12 protein-coding genes, 1 tRNA gene and 1 pseudogene are annotated in these 16,522 nt (G+C 70.8%); 5 read left to right on the forward strand and 9 right to left on the reverse strand.

Annotated features, from left to right (window positions below; all coding sequences use genetic code 11):
• Positions 1 to 16 precede the first annotated feature (16 nt).
• The 6 genes from AAFF41_RS24415 to AAFF41_RS24440 form a co-directional block, all read right to left on the reverse strand.
• Positions 17 to 101 (reverse strand) — tRNA-Ser (locus tag AAFF41_RS24415).
• 283 nt (positions 102 to 384) lie between these two features.
• Entirely contained in the window at positions 385 to 618 is a 234-nt protein-coding gene (locus AAFF41_RS24420) for an SGM_3592 family protein (RefSeq protein ID WP_319751207.1), read from the reverse strand.
• A gap of 129 nt (positions 619 to 747) precedes the next feature.
• The gene (locus AAFF41_RS24425) at positions 748 to 1,467 is read right to left on the reverse strand and encodes an ABC transporter permease (protein ID WP_054236936.1); all 720 of its coding nucleotides are present in this window, start codon (positions 1,465 to 1,467) and stop codon (positions 748 to 750) included.
• A 9-nt stretch (positions 1,468 to 1,476) separates the two neighbouring features.
• Complete coding sequence (locus AAFF41_RS24430) at positions 1,477 to 2,388, reverse strand: ABC transporter ATP-binding protein (RefSeq protein WP_054236923.1); 912 nt, start codon at positions 2,386 to 2,388, stop codon at positions 1,477 to 1,479.
• Entirely contained in the window at positions 2,385 to 3,290 is a 906-nt protein-coding gene (locus tag AAFF41_RS24435) for an ABC transporter permease subunit (protein ID WP_343324629.1), read from the reverse strand. Before AAFF41_RS24435 ends, AAFF41_RS24430 begins: the two co-directional genes overlap by 4 nt.
• Positions 3,280 to 4,263, reverse strand: coding sequence for an ABC transporter ATP-binding protein (locus AAFF41_RS24440; RefSeq protein ID WP_054236935.1), 984 nt, complete (start codon positions 4,261 to 4,263; stop codon positions 3,280 to 3,282). The genes AAFF41_RS24435 and AAFF41_RS24440 overlap by 11 nt, the downstream gene beginning before the upstream one ends.
• 258 nt (positions 4,264 to 4,521) lie before the next feature.
• Between AAFF41_RS24440 and AAFF41_RS24445 the strand changes: the two genes are divergently transcribed.
• From AAFF41_RS24445 to AAFF41_RS24465, 5 genes and pseudogenes are all read left to right on the forward strand, one after another.
• Entirely contained in the window at positions 4,522 to 6,282 is a 1,761-nt protein-coding gene (locus AAFF41_RS24445; protein WP_343326346.1) for an SDR family oxidoreductase, read from the forward strand.
• A 167-nt stretch (positions 6,283 to 6,449) separates the two neighbouring features.
• A pseudogene (locus AAFF41_RS24450) lies at positions 6,450 to 7,393 on the forward strand (MerR family transcriptional regulator).
• 134 nt (positions 7,394 to 7,527) lie between these two features.
• On the forward strand, positions 7,528 to 8,076 hold the full coding sequence (locus AAFF41_RS24455; protein ID WP_319751326.1) for an RNA 2'-phosphotransferase: 549 nt from the start codon (positions 7,528 to 7,530) through the stop codon (positions 8,074 to 8,076).
• A gap of 84 nt (positions 8,077 to 8,160) precedes the next feature.
• Positions 8,161 to 9,072, forward strand: coding sequence for an LLM class flavin-dependent oxidoreductase (locus tag AAFF41_RS24460; RefSeq protein WP_343324630.1), 912 nt, complete (start codon positions 8,161 to 8,163; stop codon positions 9,070 to 9,072).
• Positions 9,073 to 9,171: 99 nt separating this feature from the next.
• Positions 9,172 to 10,059 (forward strand): Cof-type HAD-IIB family hydrolase, encoded by an 888-nt coding sequence (locus tag AAFF41_RS24465; protein ID WP_319751203.1) that lies wholly within the window; start codon positions 9,172 to 9,174, stop codon positions 10,057 to 10,059.
• Between the two features lie 99 nt (positions 10,060 to 10,158).
• On the opposite strand, the gene AAFF41_RS24470 is transcribed toward AAFF41_RS24465, so the two are convergent.
• The 3 genes from AAFF41_RS24470 to cydB form a co-directional block, all read right to left on the reverse strand.
• Positions 10,159 to 11,841, reverse strand: a complete 1,683-nt coding sequence (locus AAFF41_RS24470; protein WP_319751202.1) for a sensor histidine kinase — start codon at positions 11,839 to 11,841, stop codon at positions 10,159 to 10,161.
• A gap of 59 nt (positions 11,842 to 11,900) precedes the next feature.
• Entirely contained in the window at positions 11,901 to 15,404 is a 3,504-nt protein-coding gene (gene cydD, locus AAFF41_RS24475; protein ID WP_343324631.1) for a thiol reductant ABC exporter subunit CydD, read from the reverse strand.
• A 98-nt stretch (positions 15,405 to 15,502) separates the two neighbouring features.
• Entirely contained in the window at positions 15,503 to 16,510 is a 1,008-nt protein-coding gene (gene cydB / locus AAFF41_RS24480; protein WP_217569795.1) for a cytochrome d ubiquinol oxidase subunit II, read from the reverse strand.
• Positions 16,511 to 16,522 lie beyond the last annotated feature (12 nt).

Genomic DNA, 16,522 nt, shown 5'->3' on the forward strand with positions numbered 1-16,522 from the left:
CTGTGACAACGTCTTGCGGAGGATGCGCGGATCGAACGCGCGCGGGGTTGACCCCGACCACGGCTTAGCAAGCCGGTGCCTTACCTCTCGGCCAATCCTCCGGGTGGGCGGCCCGCGCGGCGTACGCGCGCTCGAAGCGGCCGCCCCGGGCAGCCCCCCGTGCGGGCGGGCTCCACGGAGGGGTAACTACTCCTGAGCCTGCCGCGGGCTGCCCTGTAGGGAGCTCGACGAACTGCTACTCATGGGCATCGTCGCGCTCCTCTCCCAGAAAGTGGCGCCGACTCGATGCGGCGACGTGGACATAACTACTGTGCCCGTACGCCGACTTGGGCGCCACTGAATAAAGCCGCCCCTCAAAGGGGGTCACCGACGGCCCAAAGAGGGTTACCGGCGGCGCCACCTGCGCCGACGTGCCTTGCTGAAGAACCACCCCGCGGGCGGCTCGTCGGAGCGCCAGGGCTGCGGGTCGGGTCCCCCCTCGCGCCAGCGGGCGGCGAGCATACGGGCGCGGGCGGACGGCTCGGTCGTCTCCGCCGACTGTATGAAGCTCTCGTCAAGTACGAGGCCGTCCCAGACGTCCTCGGTCTCCCTCTGTCCCTCACCTTGCGGTTCCGCCATCCCCGTTCCTCCTAGCCGCGCGTCCCTCTGCCCAGTGTGCCGGGACAGAGGTGAAGCCACTGTCAAGAAAAGGGGGCGCCACGCGCGCGTGCGTGGCGACAACCGGCACACGCGCGTGGAACCCCCGGCTCACTCCTCGCCGGCCAGCGTCAGCGACCGCAACCGCTGCCCGGCGTACCAGGTGGCGAGCACGGTGACCACCACCAGGAGCACCGTCGCGGTGGGCAGGCCCACGTCCGAGGTGACGAGGTCGCCGCCGGTGACCTTGTGGCCCACGGCGAGCGCCCACTGCTGGACGCTGAGCGTGCGCGCGCCGGACACCAGCGACCCGAACAGGGCCTCCCAGACCAGCGCGTAGACGAGCCCGAACACCACCGCGTGCCGGGTGACCGTCCCGAGCAGCAGGAACAGCGCGGCGTACGCGATCGAGGCGACCAGTGCCGCCACGGTGTAGGCGACGGCGACCTGCTGGCCGTTGCCGTTCAGGATCATGCCCGCGATGAACGTCGGCAGGGCGGAGAACGCCATGGTGACGGCGATCGCGACGATCAGCTTGGTGAAGATGATCGTCGGCCGCTTCAGGGGCTTGGCCAGCAGATACACCACCGAGCCGTCGTCGATCTCGGGGCCGATCGCGCCGGTGCCGGCGATGACGCCGATGATCGGCACCATCGTGGCGAGCGCGAAACCGCCGAGCAGGTCCGATGCCACCTGGTCATCGGCTCCGGCGAAGCTGCGTACGGCCGCGGAGATCACGATGAGCAGGACGGGCAGCGCACACAGGATGAGGGCCCGGCGGCGGCCGAGCAGGGCTCGATAGGTGAGCCGGGCGACTGTGGGGTCGTACATCTTGGCCTCCTACGCCGCGACGAGATACGAGAAGACGGACTCGAGGGACTCGTCGGACGGCGAGACCGTGAGCAGCCGGATGCCGTGCTCGCGCGCGACGCGCGGCAGCAGCGCCGTGAACCGGCCGAAGTCGACCGCCTGGATGCGCAACGCGCCCTCGGCCAGGTCCACTTCGATGCCGGACGTCGACGGATCGGCGATCAGCGCGGCGGCCAGTACCCGGTCGTCGCTGGAGCGCACCAGATAGCGGTGCGGACGGTCGGTCATCAGGCGCCGGATGCGGCGGAAATCGCCGCTGGCCGCGTGCCGTCCGGCGACGATCACCTCGATGTGGGCGGCGAGCTGTTCGACCTCTTCGAGGATGTGGGACGAGAACAGCACCGTGCGGCCCTCGTCGCCCATGCGGCGCAGCAGGTCCATGAGCTGCATGCGCTGGCGCGGGTCCATGCCGTTGAAGGGCTCGTCGAGCAGCAGCAGGGAGGGGTCGTGGACGAGCGCGGAGGCCATCTTCACGCGCTGCCGCATGCCCTTGGAGTACGTCGAGATCTTGCGGTCCTGCGCGTACTCCATCTCGACCGTGGCGAGCGCCCGCTGGGCGGCCTTCGCTCCGAGGCCGTGCAACTCGGCGTTGGCGACGACGAATTCCTGGCCCGTGAGGAAGTCGTACATCGCCTCGCGCTCCGGGACGATGCCGATGTGCTTGTAGATCTGTTCGTTGCGCCAGACCTGCCGGCCGTCGAGGGTGACGGTGCCGGTGGAGGGGGCGAGGAAACCGCCCATCATGTTGATGAGAGTGGACTTCCCGGCGCCGTTCGGGCCGAGCAGGCCGGTGACGCCGGGGCCGATCGTCATCGTGATGTCGTTGACCGCCACCACGTTGCCGAACCAGCGCGAGACATGGTCGATGTTGAGCGTGGTCACAGCCCGACCTTTCGGTAGCGGCGCATCAGGAGGCCGTAGGAGCCCGCGATGAGCCCGAGGACGACGACGAGGTAGACGACTCCCTGCCCGGTCGAAGGGCCCTGCCCTCCGGGGAAGGCGGAGGTGGCGCCGAGGAAGGCCGTCTGCACCCCGTCGATGAGCGTGATGGGAGAGAAGAGGCCGAGCCAGGGCACGGCCGAGGAGCTGGACTGCTCGAAGGCGATGGCCTGGACGGTCGACACGGCTCCGTAGGAGATGGTCAGCGCCGCGATGACGGCCGCGATGCCGAAGCCGCGGCGCGGGGTGACCGACGAGATGACCAGGCCGATCCCGGCGAAGAGAAGCGACAGCAGCGCCACGGAGACCAGCCCCTGCCCGAAGCCCTTCGTCTGGTCGACGAAGTCGAGCTTCGCCAGAAGCGCCCCTACGTAGAGCACGATCAGCGGCGCGGCCGTCAGGACGAACAGCGCCGAGGCCAGCGCCGCGTACTTGGCGCGTACGTAGTCGACGGTCTCGATGGGGCGTGAGAAGTACAGCGGCACGGTCTTGAAGCGCAGGTCGCGCGAGACGGACTGCGGTCCCTGGGAGGCGACGTACAGGCCGATGACGGCCTGCATGATGACCGCGTAGCGCGTGTAGTCGACCGGCAGGGCCTTCGCCTTGGTGGCGACCGCGACGGCCACCATGATGAGTGCGGGGACGCACATCACCACGAAGAGCAGCATCGGCAGCACCTTGGACTTGACCGAGCGGCCCAGGCCGTAGGAGCCGCGCAGGGACTGCGAGTACAGCGAGCGGCGTGCGTAGGCGCGGCCCAGGCGCGGGCCGTCGTAGTGGCGGTAGCCGATGTCGTGGATCCGGGTCTGCTCACCGCGGGGGGTGAGGGACTGCTCAACTGCCATGGCCCACTGCCTCCTTCCGTACGCCCTGCACGTCCGTCCCGTCCGTCTGTTCCTGGCGGAAGACCTCCGCGATGTGGTGGCGGCGCTGCTCCATGCGGATCAGGCCGAGGCCGAGGTCGGCGACGACGTCGCGGACGAGGTCGTAGGTCTCCTCGCCCTCGGCGGTCAGCAGCAGGATGTGGCCGGCGCCCGGCAGCCCGCTGCCGTCGTGGGTCTCGACGCCGCGCGCGTGGAGCGCCTCGCGGACCGCGCTGGTGCCGTCCGGGTGCTCGTCGGTGTCGGTGACCTCGATGGCGAGGGTCGTCGTGGTCTGGGTGAAGTCCGTGGTGGAGCTGGACCGCAGCAGCTTGCCGCCGTCGACGACCACGACGTGGTCGCAGGTGCGCTCCAGCTCGCCCAGCAGGTGCGAGGTGACCAGGACCGAGATCCCGAACTCGGTGTGGATACGACGGATCAGGCCGAGCATCTCGTCGCGGCCGACCGGGTCGAGGCCGTTGGTCGGCTCGTCGAGGAAGACCAGCTGGGGGTCGTGGACGAGGGCCTGCGCGAGCTTGACGCGCTGCTTCATGCCCGTCGAGTAGCCACCGATGGGACGGTAGCGCTCCTCGTACAGTCCGACGTGGCGCAGGGTGTCCGCGGTGCGCTCGCGGGCCGCGGCCGGCGGGAGCCCGGACATGCGCGCCATGTGAACGACGAACTCGGTGGCCGAGACGTCGGGGGGCAGGCAGTCGTGCTCGGGCATGTACCCGACCCGCTCGCGGATGGCGCCGCCTTGGGTGGCGACGTCGAGTCCGAGGACTTCGGCGCGGCCCTCGGTGGCGGGGGAGAGACCCAGCAGGATCTTGATCAGTGTGGACTTGCCGGCTCCGTTGGCTCCGACGAGTCCGGTCACACCGGGTCCGACGTCCACGGAGAGCCGGTCAAGAGCGGTCACCCGTGGGTACCGCTTGCTCAGGCTTTCGGTCGCGATCACAGTCACGTTGTCGAACGTAGTGGCGCACACCACACCGGTCGTCAACCCACGGAGCTGTATCCGCGTCCGACTCCAGTCGTACGGGCCCGTAGGGGTCCCCCTGAAGTCGAACAAGCGGCGGGGGTTTGTCCACATCGGACCGGTTGTCCACGGGTGCCGAGCAAGTCTATTGACGCAGCCTCTAACAACTGTCACATTCGCCAGTGTCACGTTACGGACACGTACCGTGCGGCGCTGGACGAAGGAGAAGTGACTCTCGTGACTCTCGAAGGCGCGCGCGAGCGCCGGGTGCGGACGGGTGGGATCGAGCTGTGTGTCGCCGAGCTGGGCGATCGGGCGAGGCCCACGGTGGTGCTCGTGCACGGCTATCCGGACTCCAAGGAGGTGTGGTCCGAGGTCGCCACCCGCCTGGCTGAGCATTTCCACGTGGTGCTGTACGACGTCCGTGGCCACGGCGGATCGACGGCCCCGCAGCCACTGCGGGGCGGGTTCACCCTGGAGAAGCTGACCGACGACTTCCTGGCCGTCGTCGACGCGGTGAGCCCCGACCGCCCGGTGCACCTGGTGGGGCACGACTGGGGTTCGGTGCAGTCCTGGGAGTTCGTCACGGTCGCGCGCACCCAGGGCCGGATCGCCTCCTTCACCTCCATGTCCGGGCCGTCCCTCGACCACTTCGGCCACTGGATCAAGCGGCGTGTGCGACGGCCCACCCCGCGCAGGGTCGGCCAGCTCCTCGGCCAGGGCGCCAAGTCCTGGTACGTGTACCTGCTGCACACGCCCGTGCTGCCGGAGCTCGCCTGGCGCGGCCCCCTCGGCAAGCAGTGGCCGAAGATCCTGCGGCGGGTCGAGAAGGTGCCCGCGGGCGACTATCCGACCTCCTCGCTGCCGACGGACGCGGCACACGGCGCATGGCTGTACCGCGACAACGTACGGGCCCGGCTGAGCAGACCACGCACGGACGCCTACGCGCACGCGCCCGTGCAGCTCGTCACGCCCCTGGGGGACGGGTTCCTCTCCGAGCGGCTCTACGACGGCCTGGAGGAGTGGGCCCCGCAGCTGGTGCGTCGCACCCTCCCGGACAAGCACTGGATCCCGCGTACGCGGCCCGACCAACTGGCGTCCTGGATCACGGACTTCGTGCAGGCCAACGAGGACGGCGTGCCGGTGCGGGACACCATCGCCTCGGGCAGGTACGCCGACCGGTTCGGCGGGCAGCTCGTGCTGGTGACCGGCGCGGGCAGCGGCATCGGGCGGGCCACCGCCCTGGCGTTCGCCGAGGCCGGCGCGCGCGTGGTGGCCGTCGACCGGGACGCGGAGGGCGCGGCGCGCACGGCGGAGATGTCCCGGCTGATCGGCTCCCCCGAAGCGTGGGCCGAGACGGTCGACGTCTCCGACGAGCAGGCCATGGAGAAGCTCGCCGAAAGGGTCGCCGGCGAGTACGGCGTGGTGGACGTGCTGGTGAACAACGCCGGGATCGGACTGTCCGGGTCCTTCTTCGACACGACTCCGGAGGACTGGAAGAAGGTTCTCGACGTCAACCTGTGGGGCGTGATCCACGGCTGCCGGCTCTTCGGCAGGCAGATGGCCGAGCGTGGGCAGGGCGGCCACATCGTCAACACCGCGTCGGCGGCGGCGTACCTGCCCTCGAAGGCACTGCCCGCCTACAGCACCTCGAAGGCGGCCGTGCTGATGCTCAGTGAGTGCCTGCGCGCGGAGTTGGCCGGGCGGGGCATCGGCGTTTCGGCGATCTGCCCGGGTTTCGTGAACACGAACATCACCTCGACCGCGCACTTCGCCGGGGTGGACGCGAGCGAGGAGAGGCGCCGGCAGAAGAAGTCGGCGCGGCTGTACGGGCTGCGCAACTACCCGCCGGAGAAGGTGGCCGACGCGATCCTGCGCGCGGTCGTCCGCAACCAGGCGGTCGTGCCCGTCACCCCCGAGGCGCGCGGTGGCCGCCTGATGTCCCGGCTGGCGCCGAGGGCGCTGCGCGCGATCGCGCGGATGGAGCCACCTCTGTGAGGTTCGTGGCCGCCCGCAACAGGGGCGTGGGAAAGGGCCTGTTGCCCACTCTGGAGGGGCTCGGCACGGCCATGTCCCGCTGTCCGCGGCGGTCGTACCATCCCTCGCAGGAGGGCTCACCGCGCGGGGCCGTCGCGTAGTACCCAGGGGGTCGGGAGGCAGGCAGCGTGAACGACGAGCCGGTCCGGGTCGCGTACCGCATCGAGGATCTGTCGCATCACAGCGGCGCCACGGTCCGGACGATCCGCGCCTACCAGGACCGCGGGCTGCTCCCCGCCCCGAGCGGCGCGGTCGCGCCAACGTGTACGCGGACGCACATCTGGTCCGGCTGCGGCAGATCGCCGACCTCCTGGACCGTGGTTACACCCTGGCCTCCATCAAGGAACTCCTGGAGGCCTGGGACGCGGGCCGGGGGCTGGGCGGGATCCTCGGGCTGGTCGCGGAGGTCGACGGACCGTGGACCGACGAGGAGGCCGTGCGCATGTCGCGGGCCGAGCTGGACGAGCGGTTCGGCGGCCGTCCGGACGACGCGGCGGTGGCGGAGGCGGTGGAGCTCGGAGTGCTGGAGCGCGCCCCCGGCGACGTTGAGGTGTATCTGGTCCCGAGCCCCCAAGAGCTGGCTGTGGCGGTGGAGTTGTACGCGGCGGGCGTTCCGCTGTCCGCGATCTCGGGCCATCTGCGGGAGTTGAGGGGCGAGGTCGAGCACATCGCCGCGCGTTTCCTGGAGTTCACGACCGAGCACGTCTTCGCGCGCTATCTCGGTGAGCATCCGCCGAGCGACGCGGAAGCGGCCGAGGCGGCCTCCCTGGTACGCCGGCTGCGACCACTCGCGCAGCAGACGGTGGACGCGGAACTGGCCCGCGCCATGCGACTGTTAGCCACCCGACACCTGCGTGAACGTCTTGGGGCGGGTCCGTCCCAGGACCCTGGGGACGAGACGCGTTCCGTGCAGCTGCCGGTCGCCACAATGCGGGCCGTGGAGACCTTGGTTGGTCCCGCGCAGGTGGCGGCCTTCGTCGCGGCGGCCGTGGAACGGGAGGTCCAGGCCAGGACGTTGGACCATCTCACCTCAAATTATAACAATCACCATGTTGTTGGCGAAACGCCTTAAGGCTTCTGTGTGTTGTCCACAGATTCGTCAATTCACCTGTGGATAACCGGACTTGCTTGTGGATCAAACCTCCGAACCAAAATCAAATGCGTGATCCGTCTAACGCCAGGCACGCTGGCAGGATGAACGAACCGATGGATGAAAGACGCACCGTGAAGGTGTCGAAGTACCTCTCGAAGCATCTGCGGCATCAGCCCGAGCGGATCGGGCTCACGCTCGGCGGGGGAGGCTGGGTCGAGATCGACACGCTGATCGCGGCAGCGGCGGAGCACGGCTTCCGGATCACCCGCGAGGAGCTCGACCACGTGGTGGCCACGAACGACAAGCGGCGCTTCGCCGTGGAGGGCACCCGCATCCGCGCCAGCCAGGGCCACTCCGTCGAGGTCGACCTCGGACTGCCCCGGGCGACTCCGCCGGCGTACCTGTACCACGGGACCGTGGCCCGCAATCTGGACGCGATCCGGGCCGAGGGCCTGCGGCCCATGAACCGGCACGACGTGCATCTCTCGCCCGACCGCGAGACCGCCACCCGCGTCGGTGCCCGCCGCGGCCGGCCCGTCGTGCTCGGCGTGGACGCCGCCGCCATGCACCGCGACGGCCATGTCTTCCGGGTCAGCGCGAACGGGGTGTGGCTCACCGAGGCCGTGCCCCCGAAGTACCTGCGCTTCCCCGGCCCGCACTGATCGTCCGCCGGCCGGCCAAGGGGCACCGGTGGAGCGATCACGCGGTGGCCACGACCACCCCGCGGCTCCGCTTACGCTCGATGCATGAGTCTGCGTCTGAGCACAGTGATCCTGCCGTACCTCCGCTGGCACGAGGGCGGGCGTGCCGCCTGGCAGCGTGCGGAGCAACTCGGCTTCCACACCGCGTTCACGTACGACCACCTGGCGTGGCGGACCTTCCGGGACGGCCCCTGGTTCGGTGCCGTGCCCACGCTCACCGCCGCAGCCGCCGCCACCGACCGGCTCCGCCTGGGCACGCTCGTGACCTCGCCGAACTTCCGGCACCCGGTGACCCTCGCCAAGGAACTGATCTCCCTCGACGACATCTCGAACGGCCGGATCACCCTGGGCATCGGCGCGGGCGGCAACGGATTCGACGCCACGACGCTTCTGAAGAGCGGCCAGGAGCCCTGGACTCCGCGCGAGCGCGCCGACCGCTTCGGCGAGTTCGTTCCGCTGCTCGACCGCCTCCTCACCGAGGACTCCTTCTCCTACGAGGGTGACTTCTACTCGGCACACGAGGCGCGCAACATCCCGGGCTGTGTCCAGCGGCCCCGACTGCCCTTCGCGGTGGCCGCCACCGGCCCGCGCGGCATGAAGCTCGCCGCCCGCCATGGACAGGCCTGGGTGACCACCGGCGACCCCAAGTTGTACGAAACGGGCACCCCTGAACAGTCGGTTCAGGCCATTCACGGACAGGTGGAGAAGCTGGCCGCCGCCTGCGCCGCGGTCGGCCGTGACGCGTCCGAACTCGACAAGATCCTGCTCACCGGCTTCACCCCGGACCGCGGCCGTCCGCTGGAGTCCCTCGACGCGTTCGTCGACTTCGCGGGCCGGCACGCGGAGCTGGGCTTCACCGACATCGTGATCCACTGGCCCATCCCCGACTCGGACTTCGCCGCGGACGAAAAGGTCTTCGAGCGCATCGCCATGGAGGCCCCGGCGCAGCTGGCCTGACGGCCAGATCCACGGCCGGAGGCGACAACGGGGTGTAACGGCACTGGTGAGAGCGGTAACCACTCACCTGTGCGGGCTCCCGCACGGCCGTGCGGGCATATGCGCGAGAATGGCCCGGTGACCTCAGCGACCCGACAGCCAGAGACCCCGGCAGCCGCCCTTCCGCCGCGCCTGATCGCCACGGACCTCGACGGCACCCTCCTGCGCGACGACAAGTCCGTGTCCGAGCGCACGATCGCCGCCCTCGCCGCCGCCGAGGAGGCCGGCATCGAGGTCTTCTTCGTGACCGGCCGCCCGGCCCGCTGGATGGACGTCGTCAGCGACCACGTCCACGGCCACGGCCTGGCGATCTGCGGCAACGGCGCCGCCGTGGTCGACCTGCACGGCGGCCCCGGCGCCCACCGGTTCGTCAAGGTCCGGGAGCTGGCGCGGGAGAACGCGCTCGACGCCGTACGACTGCTGCGGGAGGCCGCGCCGGGCACCGTGTTCGCCGTCGAGCAGACGTACGGCTTCTACCAGGAGCCCGCGTACCCCAAGCTGCACATGGAGACCCCCGACAACCTCGCGCCCGCCGAGCAGCTCCTGGCCCCGGACGCCCCCGGCGCCGGCGAACCGGTGCTCAAGATCCTCGCCTTCCACCACGAGCTCGACCCCGACGCCTTCCTCACCGTGGCCCGTCGCGCCGTCGGCGACCGCGCCACCATCACCCGCTCCAGCCCCAGCGCCCTGCTGGAGATCAGCGGCCCCGGCGTCTCCAAGGCCAGCACGCTCGAACTGTGCTGCGCCGAGCGCGGTATCTCCCCCGAGGAGGTCGTCGCCTTCGGGGACATGCCGAACGACGTCGAGATGCTGACCTGGGCGGGCACGTCGTACGCGATGGGCAACGCGCACCCCGCCGTGATCGCCGCGGCCTCCGGTCGCACGGTCGCCAACAACGAGGACGGGGTGGCGGTCGTCATCGAGAAGATCCTCGCCGAGCGGCTGTAGGAGCGGCTGGGCAGGTAGCAGCGGCTGGGCAGGACCGGCGGTTCCACAACGGCCCGGGGTTCCGCACTCGGGGTCCAAACCGGTTCCGTGCCCGGGGATCTAAAGCGGTTCCCCCTGCGGAACATGCGGCGCCTGCCACACCACCGTCGTACCGCCGCCGTCGGCTCCGGGCCCCGGTCCGTACCAGCTGTCGCCGCCCAGCGACTCGGCGCGCCGCCCGAGGTTGCGCAGGCCGCTGCGCCGGCCGCCCTCGGGGATGCCGACGCCGTCGTCCTCGACGGTCAGCCGGACACCCTGCCGACCGTCCGGCAGGACGACGGTCGCGTCGACGACGACATCGATGCGGGAGGCCCCGGCATGCCGGAAGGCGTTGGACAGCGCCTCGCGCAGGGCCGCGATGAGGTTCTTGCCCGTGAGTTCACCGACCGCCGTGTCGACGGGCCCGACAAAACGGTGCGTGGGCTTGAAGCCGAGCGGCACGGCGGCCATGTTGATCTCCCGCAGCACCCGGGTGCGCAGCCCGGACGGAACTTCGGCAGGTCCCTGTTGGAGCGCGAAGACGGCGGTGCGGATCTCCTGGATGGTGACGTCGAGTTCGTCGACCGCCCTTTCGACGCCCTCCCGCACCTCGGGCACAGCCGAGTTCCGCTGTGCGCTCTCCAACATCATCCCGGTGGCGAACAGCCGCTGGATGACGAGGTCGTGCAGATCACGGGCAATCCGGTCACGGTCCTCGTAGACCGCGAGCCGCTCCCGGTCGCGCTGTGCCTCGGCCATGATCAGCGCGAGCGCGGCCTGCGAGGCGAAGTGCGCGGCGAGGGTGCGCTCGGTCTCGGTGAAAGGTCGCCCGCCCCGTTCCCGGGGAGTGACGAGGGCTCCCAGGAGACGGCAGTCGCTCTGCAGGGGAAGCATCATCGTCGGCCCGTACTCGCGGGCGAAGTCGGTGACCATGCGTGGGTCGGTGGCCGCGTCGTCGAGGAACACGGCCCCTCCGTCGAGGAGTTCGGCGACCAGTTCGCTCTCCGGCGGGACGACGGCTCCCAGCACCTTGGACGGGCGGTCCTTGGCGACCGCGCTGATCTCCAGACCGCCCTCCGCGGCGGGAAGCAGCACGATCCCGGCCACCGATCCGGAGAGCCTGCGGGCCTGTTCCGCGACGACCTGGAGCGCGTCCTCGGCGTCGTCGGCCGACAGGAGTGCCCGGGTCACGGCCACCGAGCCGTCGATCCACCGTTCGCGCTGCCGGGCGGCCTCGTACAGCCGGGCGTTGCCGATCGCGATACCCGCCTCCGCGGCCAGCACGCGGACCATGCTGAGGTCGTCGTCGGTGAACGGGCCACCGCCGCGCTTCTCGGCCAGGTACAGATTCCCGAAGATCTCCCCCTGCACCCGGATCGGAACCCCCAGGAAGCTGCGCATCGCCGGATGGTGCTCGGGAAATCCGCACGCGCGCGTGTCCTCGTCCAACCGCGCGAGCCGTACCGGCACCGGGTCGTGGATGAGCGCCCCGAGCAGCCCCTTGTGTCCGTCGGGCAGCTGTCCGATCCGCCGGGCGGTCTCCTCGTCGACGCCGTGGAAGACGAAGTCCGCGAGTCCCTCACCGTCTTCCGCCACGACCCCGATGGCGGCGTAGCACGCGTCCGCCAGCTCGGCCGCCTTCTCGCAGATCCGGTCCAGCGTCGAGTGCAGCTCCAGCCCCGACCCGATCGACCGCACCGCCTCCAGCAGCCGCGGCACGTCCGGGCCGCCGTCCGGACGAGGGGAGGCGGGGACCACTGACATGCCTCGAGAGTAGTTAGTCCCCTTTGGTGCGGAAAGTCGGACCGTTGTCCGGGGAGCCGCTAGCGCGCCGCCGCCCCGGCCAGTAGATCCCCCGCCGCCTCCCGCTCCAGCATCTCCCGCAACGGCCCCTCCACCACCGACAGCTCCGCGTACGCACCCCGCTGCGCCACCCGTCCCGCGGCCAGCACGATCACCTCGTCCACCGCCGCGAGACCGGCCAGCCGATGGGTGATCAGCAGCGTCGTTCGGCCCTCGGTCGCGGCGAGCAGGTCCGCGGTGAGCGCGTCCGCCGTCGGCAGGTCGAGGTGTTCCGCGGGCTCGTCAAGGACGAGCACGGGGAAGTCGGCCAGCAGCGCGCGAGCGAGCGCCAGCCGCTGGCGCTGGCCACCGGACAGCCGCGCCCCGTGCTCGCCGATGAGCGTGTCGAGTCCTTCGGGCAGTCCGTCCGCCCACTCCAGGAGCCAGGCCCCCGCGAGCGCGTCGCGCAGCTCGGACTCGGTGGCGTTCTTCCGGGCCAGCAGGAGGTTCTCGCGCACCGTGCTGTCGAAGAGGTGGGCGTCCTGGGCGCAGAGACCGACCAGTCGGCGCACGTCGTCCCCGTCCATCCCGTACGCGTCCGTGCCGCCCAACGTGTACGTCCCCGCCTCCGCGTCCAGGAACCGCAGCAGCACCTGTGCGAGCGTGGTCTTGCCGGAGCCGGAGGGGCCGACGACGGCGACCCTGCGGCCCTGTTCGAGGGTCAGGTCGAGGCCGGCGAGCGCGTCACGGTCCTGTCCGGCATGGCGCGCCCTGAGCCCCTGTACGCGCAGCGGGAACGGCGACGCGGGCACCGGCTGCGGGACCTCCGGTTCGCGTACGGGATCGGGGGCGTCCAGCACCTCGTACACACGCTCCGCGCTCCTGCGCACCCGCTGCCGGTACTGGACGGCGAGCGGCAGCCCCAGGACGGCCTCGAACGCCGCCAGCGGGGTGAGGACGACCACGGCCATCGCCACGCCGCTCAGTCGCCCGCCGGCGACCGCCTGGGCGCCCGCGAGGGCGGTCGCCGCGACGGTCAGTCCGGTCGCCAGCGCGGTGAGCCCGTCGCCGAGCGCGGTCGCGGTGGCGGCCCGGGAGGCGATGCGGGTCAGCGCGGTGTCGGCCCGCCGTGCCTCGGCCGTACGGGTGGGCAGCGCGCCCGCGACCGTCAACTCGGCCGTCCCGGTGAGGAGGTCGGTCACCCGGGTCGCCAGGGCGCCGCGAGCGGGGGACAGCCGGTGCTCCGCGCGGCGCGCCACGGCGCCGGTCAGAAGCGGGACACCGACCCCGGCCGCCAGCAGCCCGGCGGCGAGGGCGGCCCCGGCCTCGGGGAGCAGCCAGGCGGTGAAGCCGACGGAGGCTGCGGACACGAGGAGCGCCGCCCCGGCCGGCAGCAGCCACCGCAGCCAGTAGTCCTGCAGGGCATCCACATCGGCCACGAGCCGTGACAGCAGGTCGCCCCGCCGGGCCGTGCGCAGTCCGGCGGGGGCCAGGCGCTCAAGGCGTCGGTAGACGGCGACGCGGGTGTCGGCCAGCATGCGCAGCACCGCGTCGTGCGACACGAGCCGCTCCGCGTACCGGAAGACGGCCCGGCCGATCCCGAACGCCCGTGTGGCGGTCACGGCCAGCATCAGGTACATCACCGGCGGCTGCTGCGACGCCCGTGAGATCAGCCACCCGGAGGTGGCCATCAGCCCGACGGCACTTCCGAGGGCGAGGCTCCCGAGGAGAAGGGCGAGCGCGAAACGACCGCGCCGGGGACCGGCCGTCGCACGGACCCGGGCGAGCACACCTCCGCGTCGCGGAGGGGCCGCGTGGGCTTCTTCCGTGGCGGCCGCGGGCACGCCCTCCGGCTCGACCGTCGGGAACTCCTTCACGCCCTCGCCGTGGACGGAACCGGTCGCGACGACCGACGCCGCGGCCTCGAGCCGCACCACCCGGTCGGCCACCTCCAGCAGCGCGGGACGGTGCACCACCAGCAGCACCGTCCGGCCGACGGCGAGTCTGCGCACCGCCGCCACGACCTCCGCCTCCGTCGCCCCGTCCAGCGAAGCCGTCGGCTCGTCGAGCAGCAGCACGGGCCGGTCCGCGAGAAACGCCCGGGCCAGCGCGAGACGTTGACGCTGCCCGGCGGAGAGTCCGCTGCCGTCCTCGCCGAGGACTGTCCGGACCCCGTCGGGCAACGCGTCCACGAACTCCAGCGCCCCCGCGTCGCCCAGCGCCCGCCGCACCGCCGTGTCGTCAGCGTCGGGCCGGACGAGCCGTACGTTCTCGGCGATCGAGCCGGCGTAGAGGTGCGGCCGCTGAGGCACCCACGCCACCCGGGACCGCCATTCCTCCACATCGGCCTCGGCGAGATCGACTCCTCCGATCCGCACCCGCCCCGCGACGGGCTCCACAAACCCCAGCAGGATGTTCAGCAGCGTGGACTTGCCCACGCCGCTCGGTCCGACGAGGGCCACCGTCTCACCGGGCTCGACCGTGAAGGAGACATCGGAGACCCCGTCCCCGGAGCGTCCCGGATACCGGACTGTCACTCCCTCGAAGCGGATCTCCCCCTCCGGCGCGACGAGCGAACCGGTGGTCGGCACCGGGGTCTCCAGCACCGAGAAGATCTCCTCCGCCGCCGCGAGCCCCTCGGCGGCGGCGTGGTACTGCGCCCCCACCTGCCGCAGTGGCAGATACGCCTCGGGAGCGAGGACGAGGACGACGAGCCCGACGTACAGATCCATGTCGCCGTGGACGAGCCGCATCCCGATGGTCACCGCGACCAGGGCGACCGAGATCGTGGCGAGCAGCTCCAGCGCGAAGGACGAGAGGAAGGCGATCCGCAGCGTCCGCATGGTCGCCTGGCGGTACTCGCCGGTGATCCGCCGGATCGACTCGGCCTGCGCCTTGGCCCGCCCGAAGACCTTGAGCGTGGGCAGACCTGCGACCACATCCAGGAAGTGCCCCGAGAGCCGGGACAGCAGTCGCCACTGACGGTCCATCTGAGACCGGGTGGCCCAGCCGATCAGCGCCATGAAGACGGGGATGAGCGGCAGGGTGACGACGATGATCGCCGCCGACACCCAGTCCTCGGTGACGATCCGCGCGAGCACCGCCACGGGCACCACGACCGCGAGTCCCAGCTGGGGGAGATAGCGCGAGAAGTAGTCGTCGAGCGCGTCCACTCCCCGCGTGGCGAGGGCGACCAGCGACCCGGTCCGCTGCCCGCTCAGCCACCCGGGACCGAGCGCGGCGGCCCGCTCCAGCAACCGTCCCCGCAACTCCGACTTGACCGCCGCACTCGCCCGGTGCGCGGCGAGTTCGGTGAGCCAGGAGACAACCGCTCGCCCGGTGGCGACCGCGACCAGCAGGACCAGGGGCGTCCGGAGTTCGGAAGCCGAGTGACCGTGCTGGAAAGCACCGACGACCACTTCGGCGATGAGCATCGCTTGGGCAATGACCAGCGCCGCTCCGGCCGCGCCCAGCCCCACGACCGCCATGAGGAAGAAGCGAGTGGCGCGGGTGTACCGCAGCAGACGCGGATCGATTGGTTTCACGTGAAACACACCCTTGGCTCATCCGGCATGTTTCACGTGAAACATGCCCTTGGGTCGGACTTGGTCCATGAGGTCGGATTCAGCCCATAAGGCCGGGCTCAGTGCGCAACATCCGCGGCGATGTGATGCGTACCGATCCTCTTGCGGAACACCCAGTACGTCCACGACTGGTAGAGCAGAACCATCGGTGTGGCGATTCCCGCGCACCAGGTCATGATCCTCAGGGTGTAAGGAGACGACGAGGCGTTGCTGACCGTCAGGCTCCAGTCCGCGTTGAGCGAGGACGGCATGACGTTCGGGAAGAGCGTCAGGAAGAGCATCGCGACGGCTGCCACGATGGTGAGCCCCGACAGCGCGAACGCCCAGCCCTCGCGCCCCGTCTGGGCCACCGCGATCGCGGCGACGAGGGCGACCACGGCCACGATCAGCGCGGCCAGGGACTTCGCGTCGCCGTTGTCGGCCTGGGTCCAGATCAGGAAGACGAGTGCCACCACGGCGGCCACCAGCCCGACCCCGAGCGAGAGCTTGCGCGCCCGCTCCCGTATGTCCCCGACGGTCTTGAGCCCCACGAACACGGTCCCGTGGAAGGTGAACAGCGTCAGCGTGACCAGACCGCCCAGGAGCGCGTACGGGTTGAGCAGGTCACCGAAGTTGCCCACGTACTCGAAGTTCTTGTCGATCTTCACTCCGTGCACGATGTTGCCGAAGGCCACGCCCCACATGAACGCGGGAACGAGCGAGGTCCAGAAGATCGCCGCCTCCCAGTTGCGCTGCCAGTTCTCCTCGGGCCGCTTCACCCGGTACTCGAAGGCGACTCCGCGCACGATCAGGCAGACGAGGATGAGCAGCAGCGGCAGATAGAAGCCGGAGAAGAGCGTGGCATACCACTCCGGGAAGGCGGCGAAGGTCGCGCCGCCCGCCGAGAGCAGCCACACCTCGTTGCCGTCCCAGACGGGTCCGATGGTGTTGATGAGGACCCGCTTCTCGGTGCGGTCGCGGGCCAGCAGCTTGGTGAGGACGCCGACCCCGAAGTCGAAGCCCTCCAGGAAGAAGTAGCCGGTCCACAGGACCGCGATGATGACGAACCAGACGTCGTGGAGTTCCATGACTCAGCAGCT

It is taken from the genome of Streptomyces mirabilis (assembly GCF_039503195.1).
Taxonomy (GTDB): domain Bacteria; phylum Actinomycetota; class Actinomycetes; order Streptomycetales; family Streptomycetaceae; genus Streptomyces; species Streptomyces mirabilis_D.

Coding starts and splice junctions, on each gene's coding strand:
- AAFF41_RS24420 (WP_319751207.1), bottom strand. CDS start 618: ATGGCGGAACCGCAAGGTGAGGGACAGAGGGAGACCGAGGACGTCTGG.
- AAFF41_RS24425 (WP_054236936.1), bottom strand. CDS start 1,467: ATGTACGACCCCACAGTCGCCCGGCTCACCTATCGAGCCCTGCTCGGC.
- AAFF41_RS24435 (WP_343324629.1), bottom strand. CDS start 3,290: ATGGCAGTTGAGCAGTCCCTCACCCCCCGCGGTGAGCAGACCCGGATC.
- AAFF41_RS24455 (WP_319751326.1), top strand. CDS start 7,528: ATGGATGAAAGACGCACCGTGAAGGTGTCGAAGTACCTCTCGAAGCAT.
- AAFF41_RS24460 (WP_343324630.1), top strand. CDS start 8,161: ATGAGTCTGCGTCTGAGCACAGTGATCCTGCCGTACCTCCGCTGGCAC.
- AAFF41_RS24465 (WP_319751203.1), top strand. CDS start 9,172: ATGCGCGAGAATGGCCCGGTGACCTCAGCGACCCGACAGCCAGAGACC.
- AAFF41_RS24470 (WP_319751202.1), bottom strand. CDS start 11,841: ATGTCAGTGGTCCCCGCCTCCCCTCGTCCGGACGGCGGCCCGGACGTG.
- cydB (WP_217569795.1), bottom strand. CDS start 16,510: ATGGAACTCCACGACGTCTGGTTCGTCATCATCGCGGTCCTGTGGACC.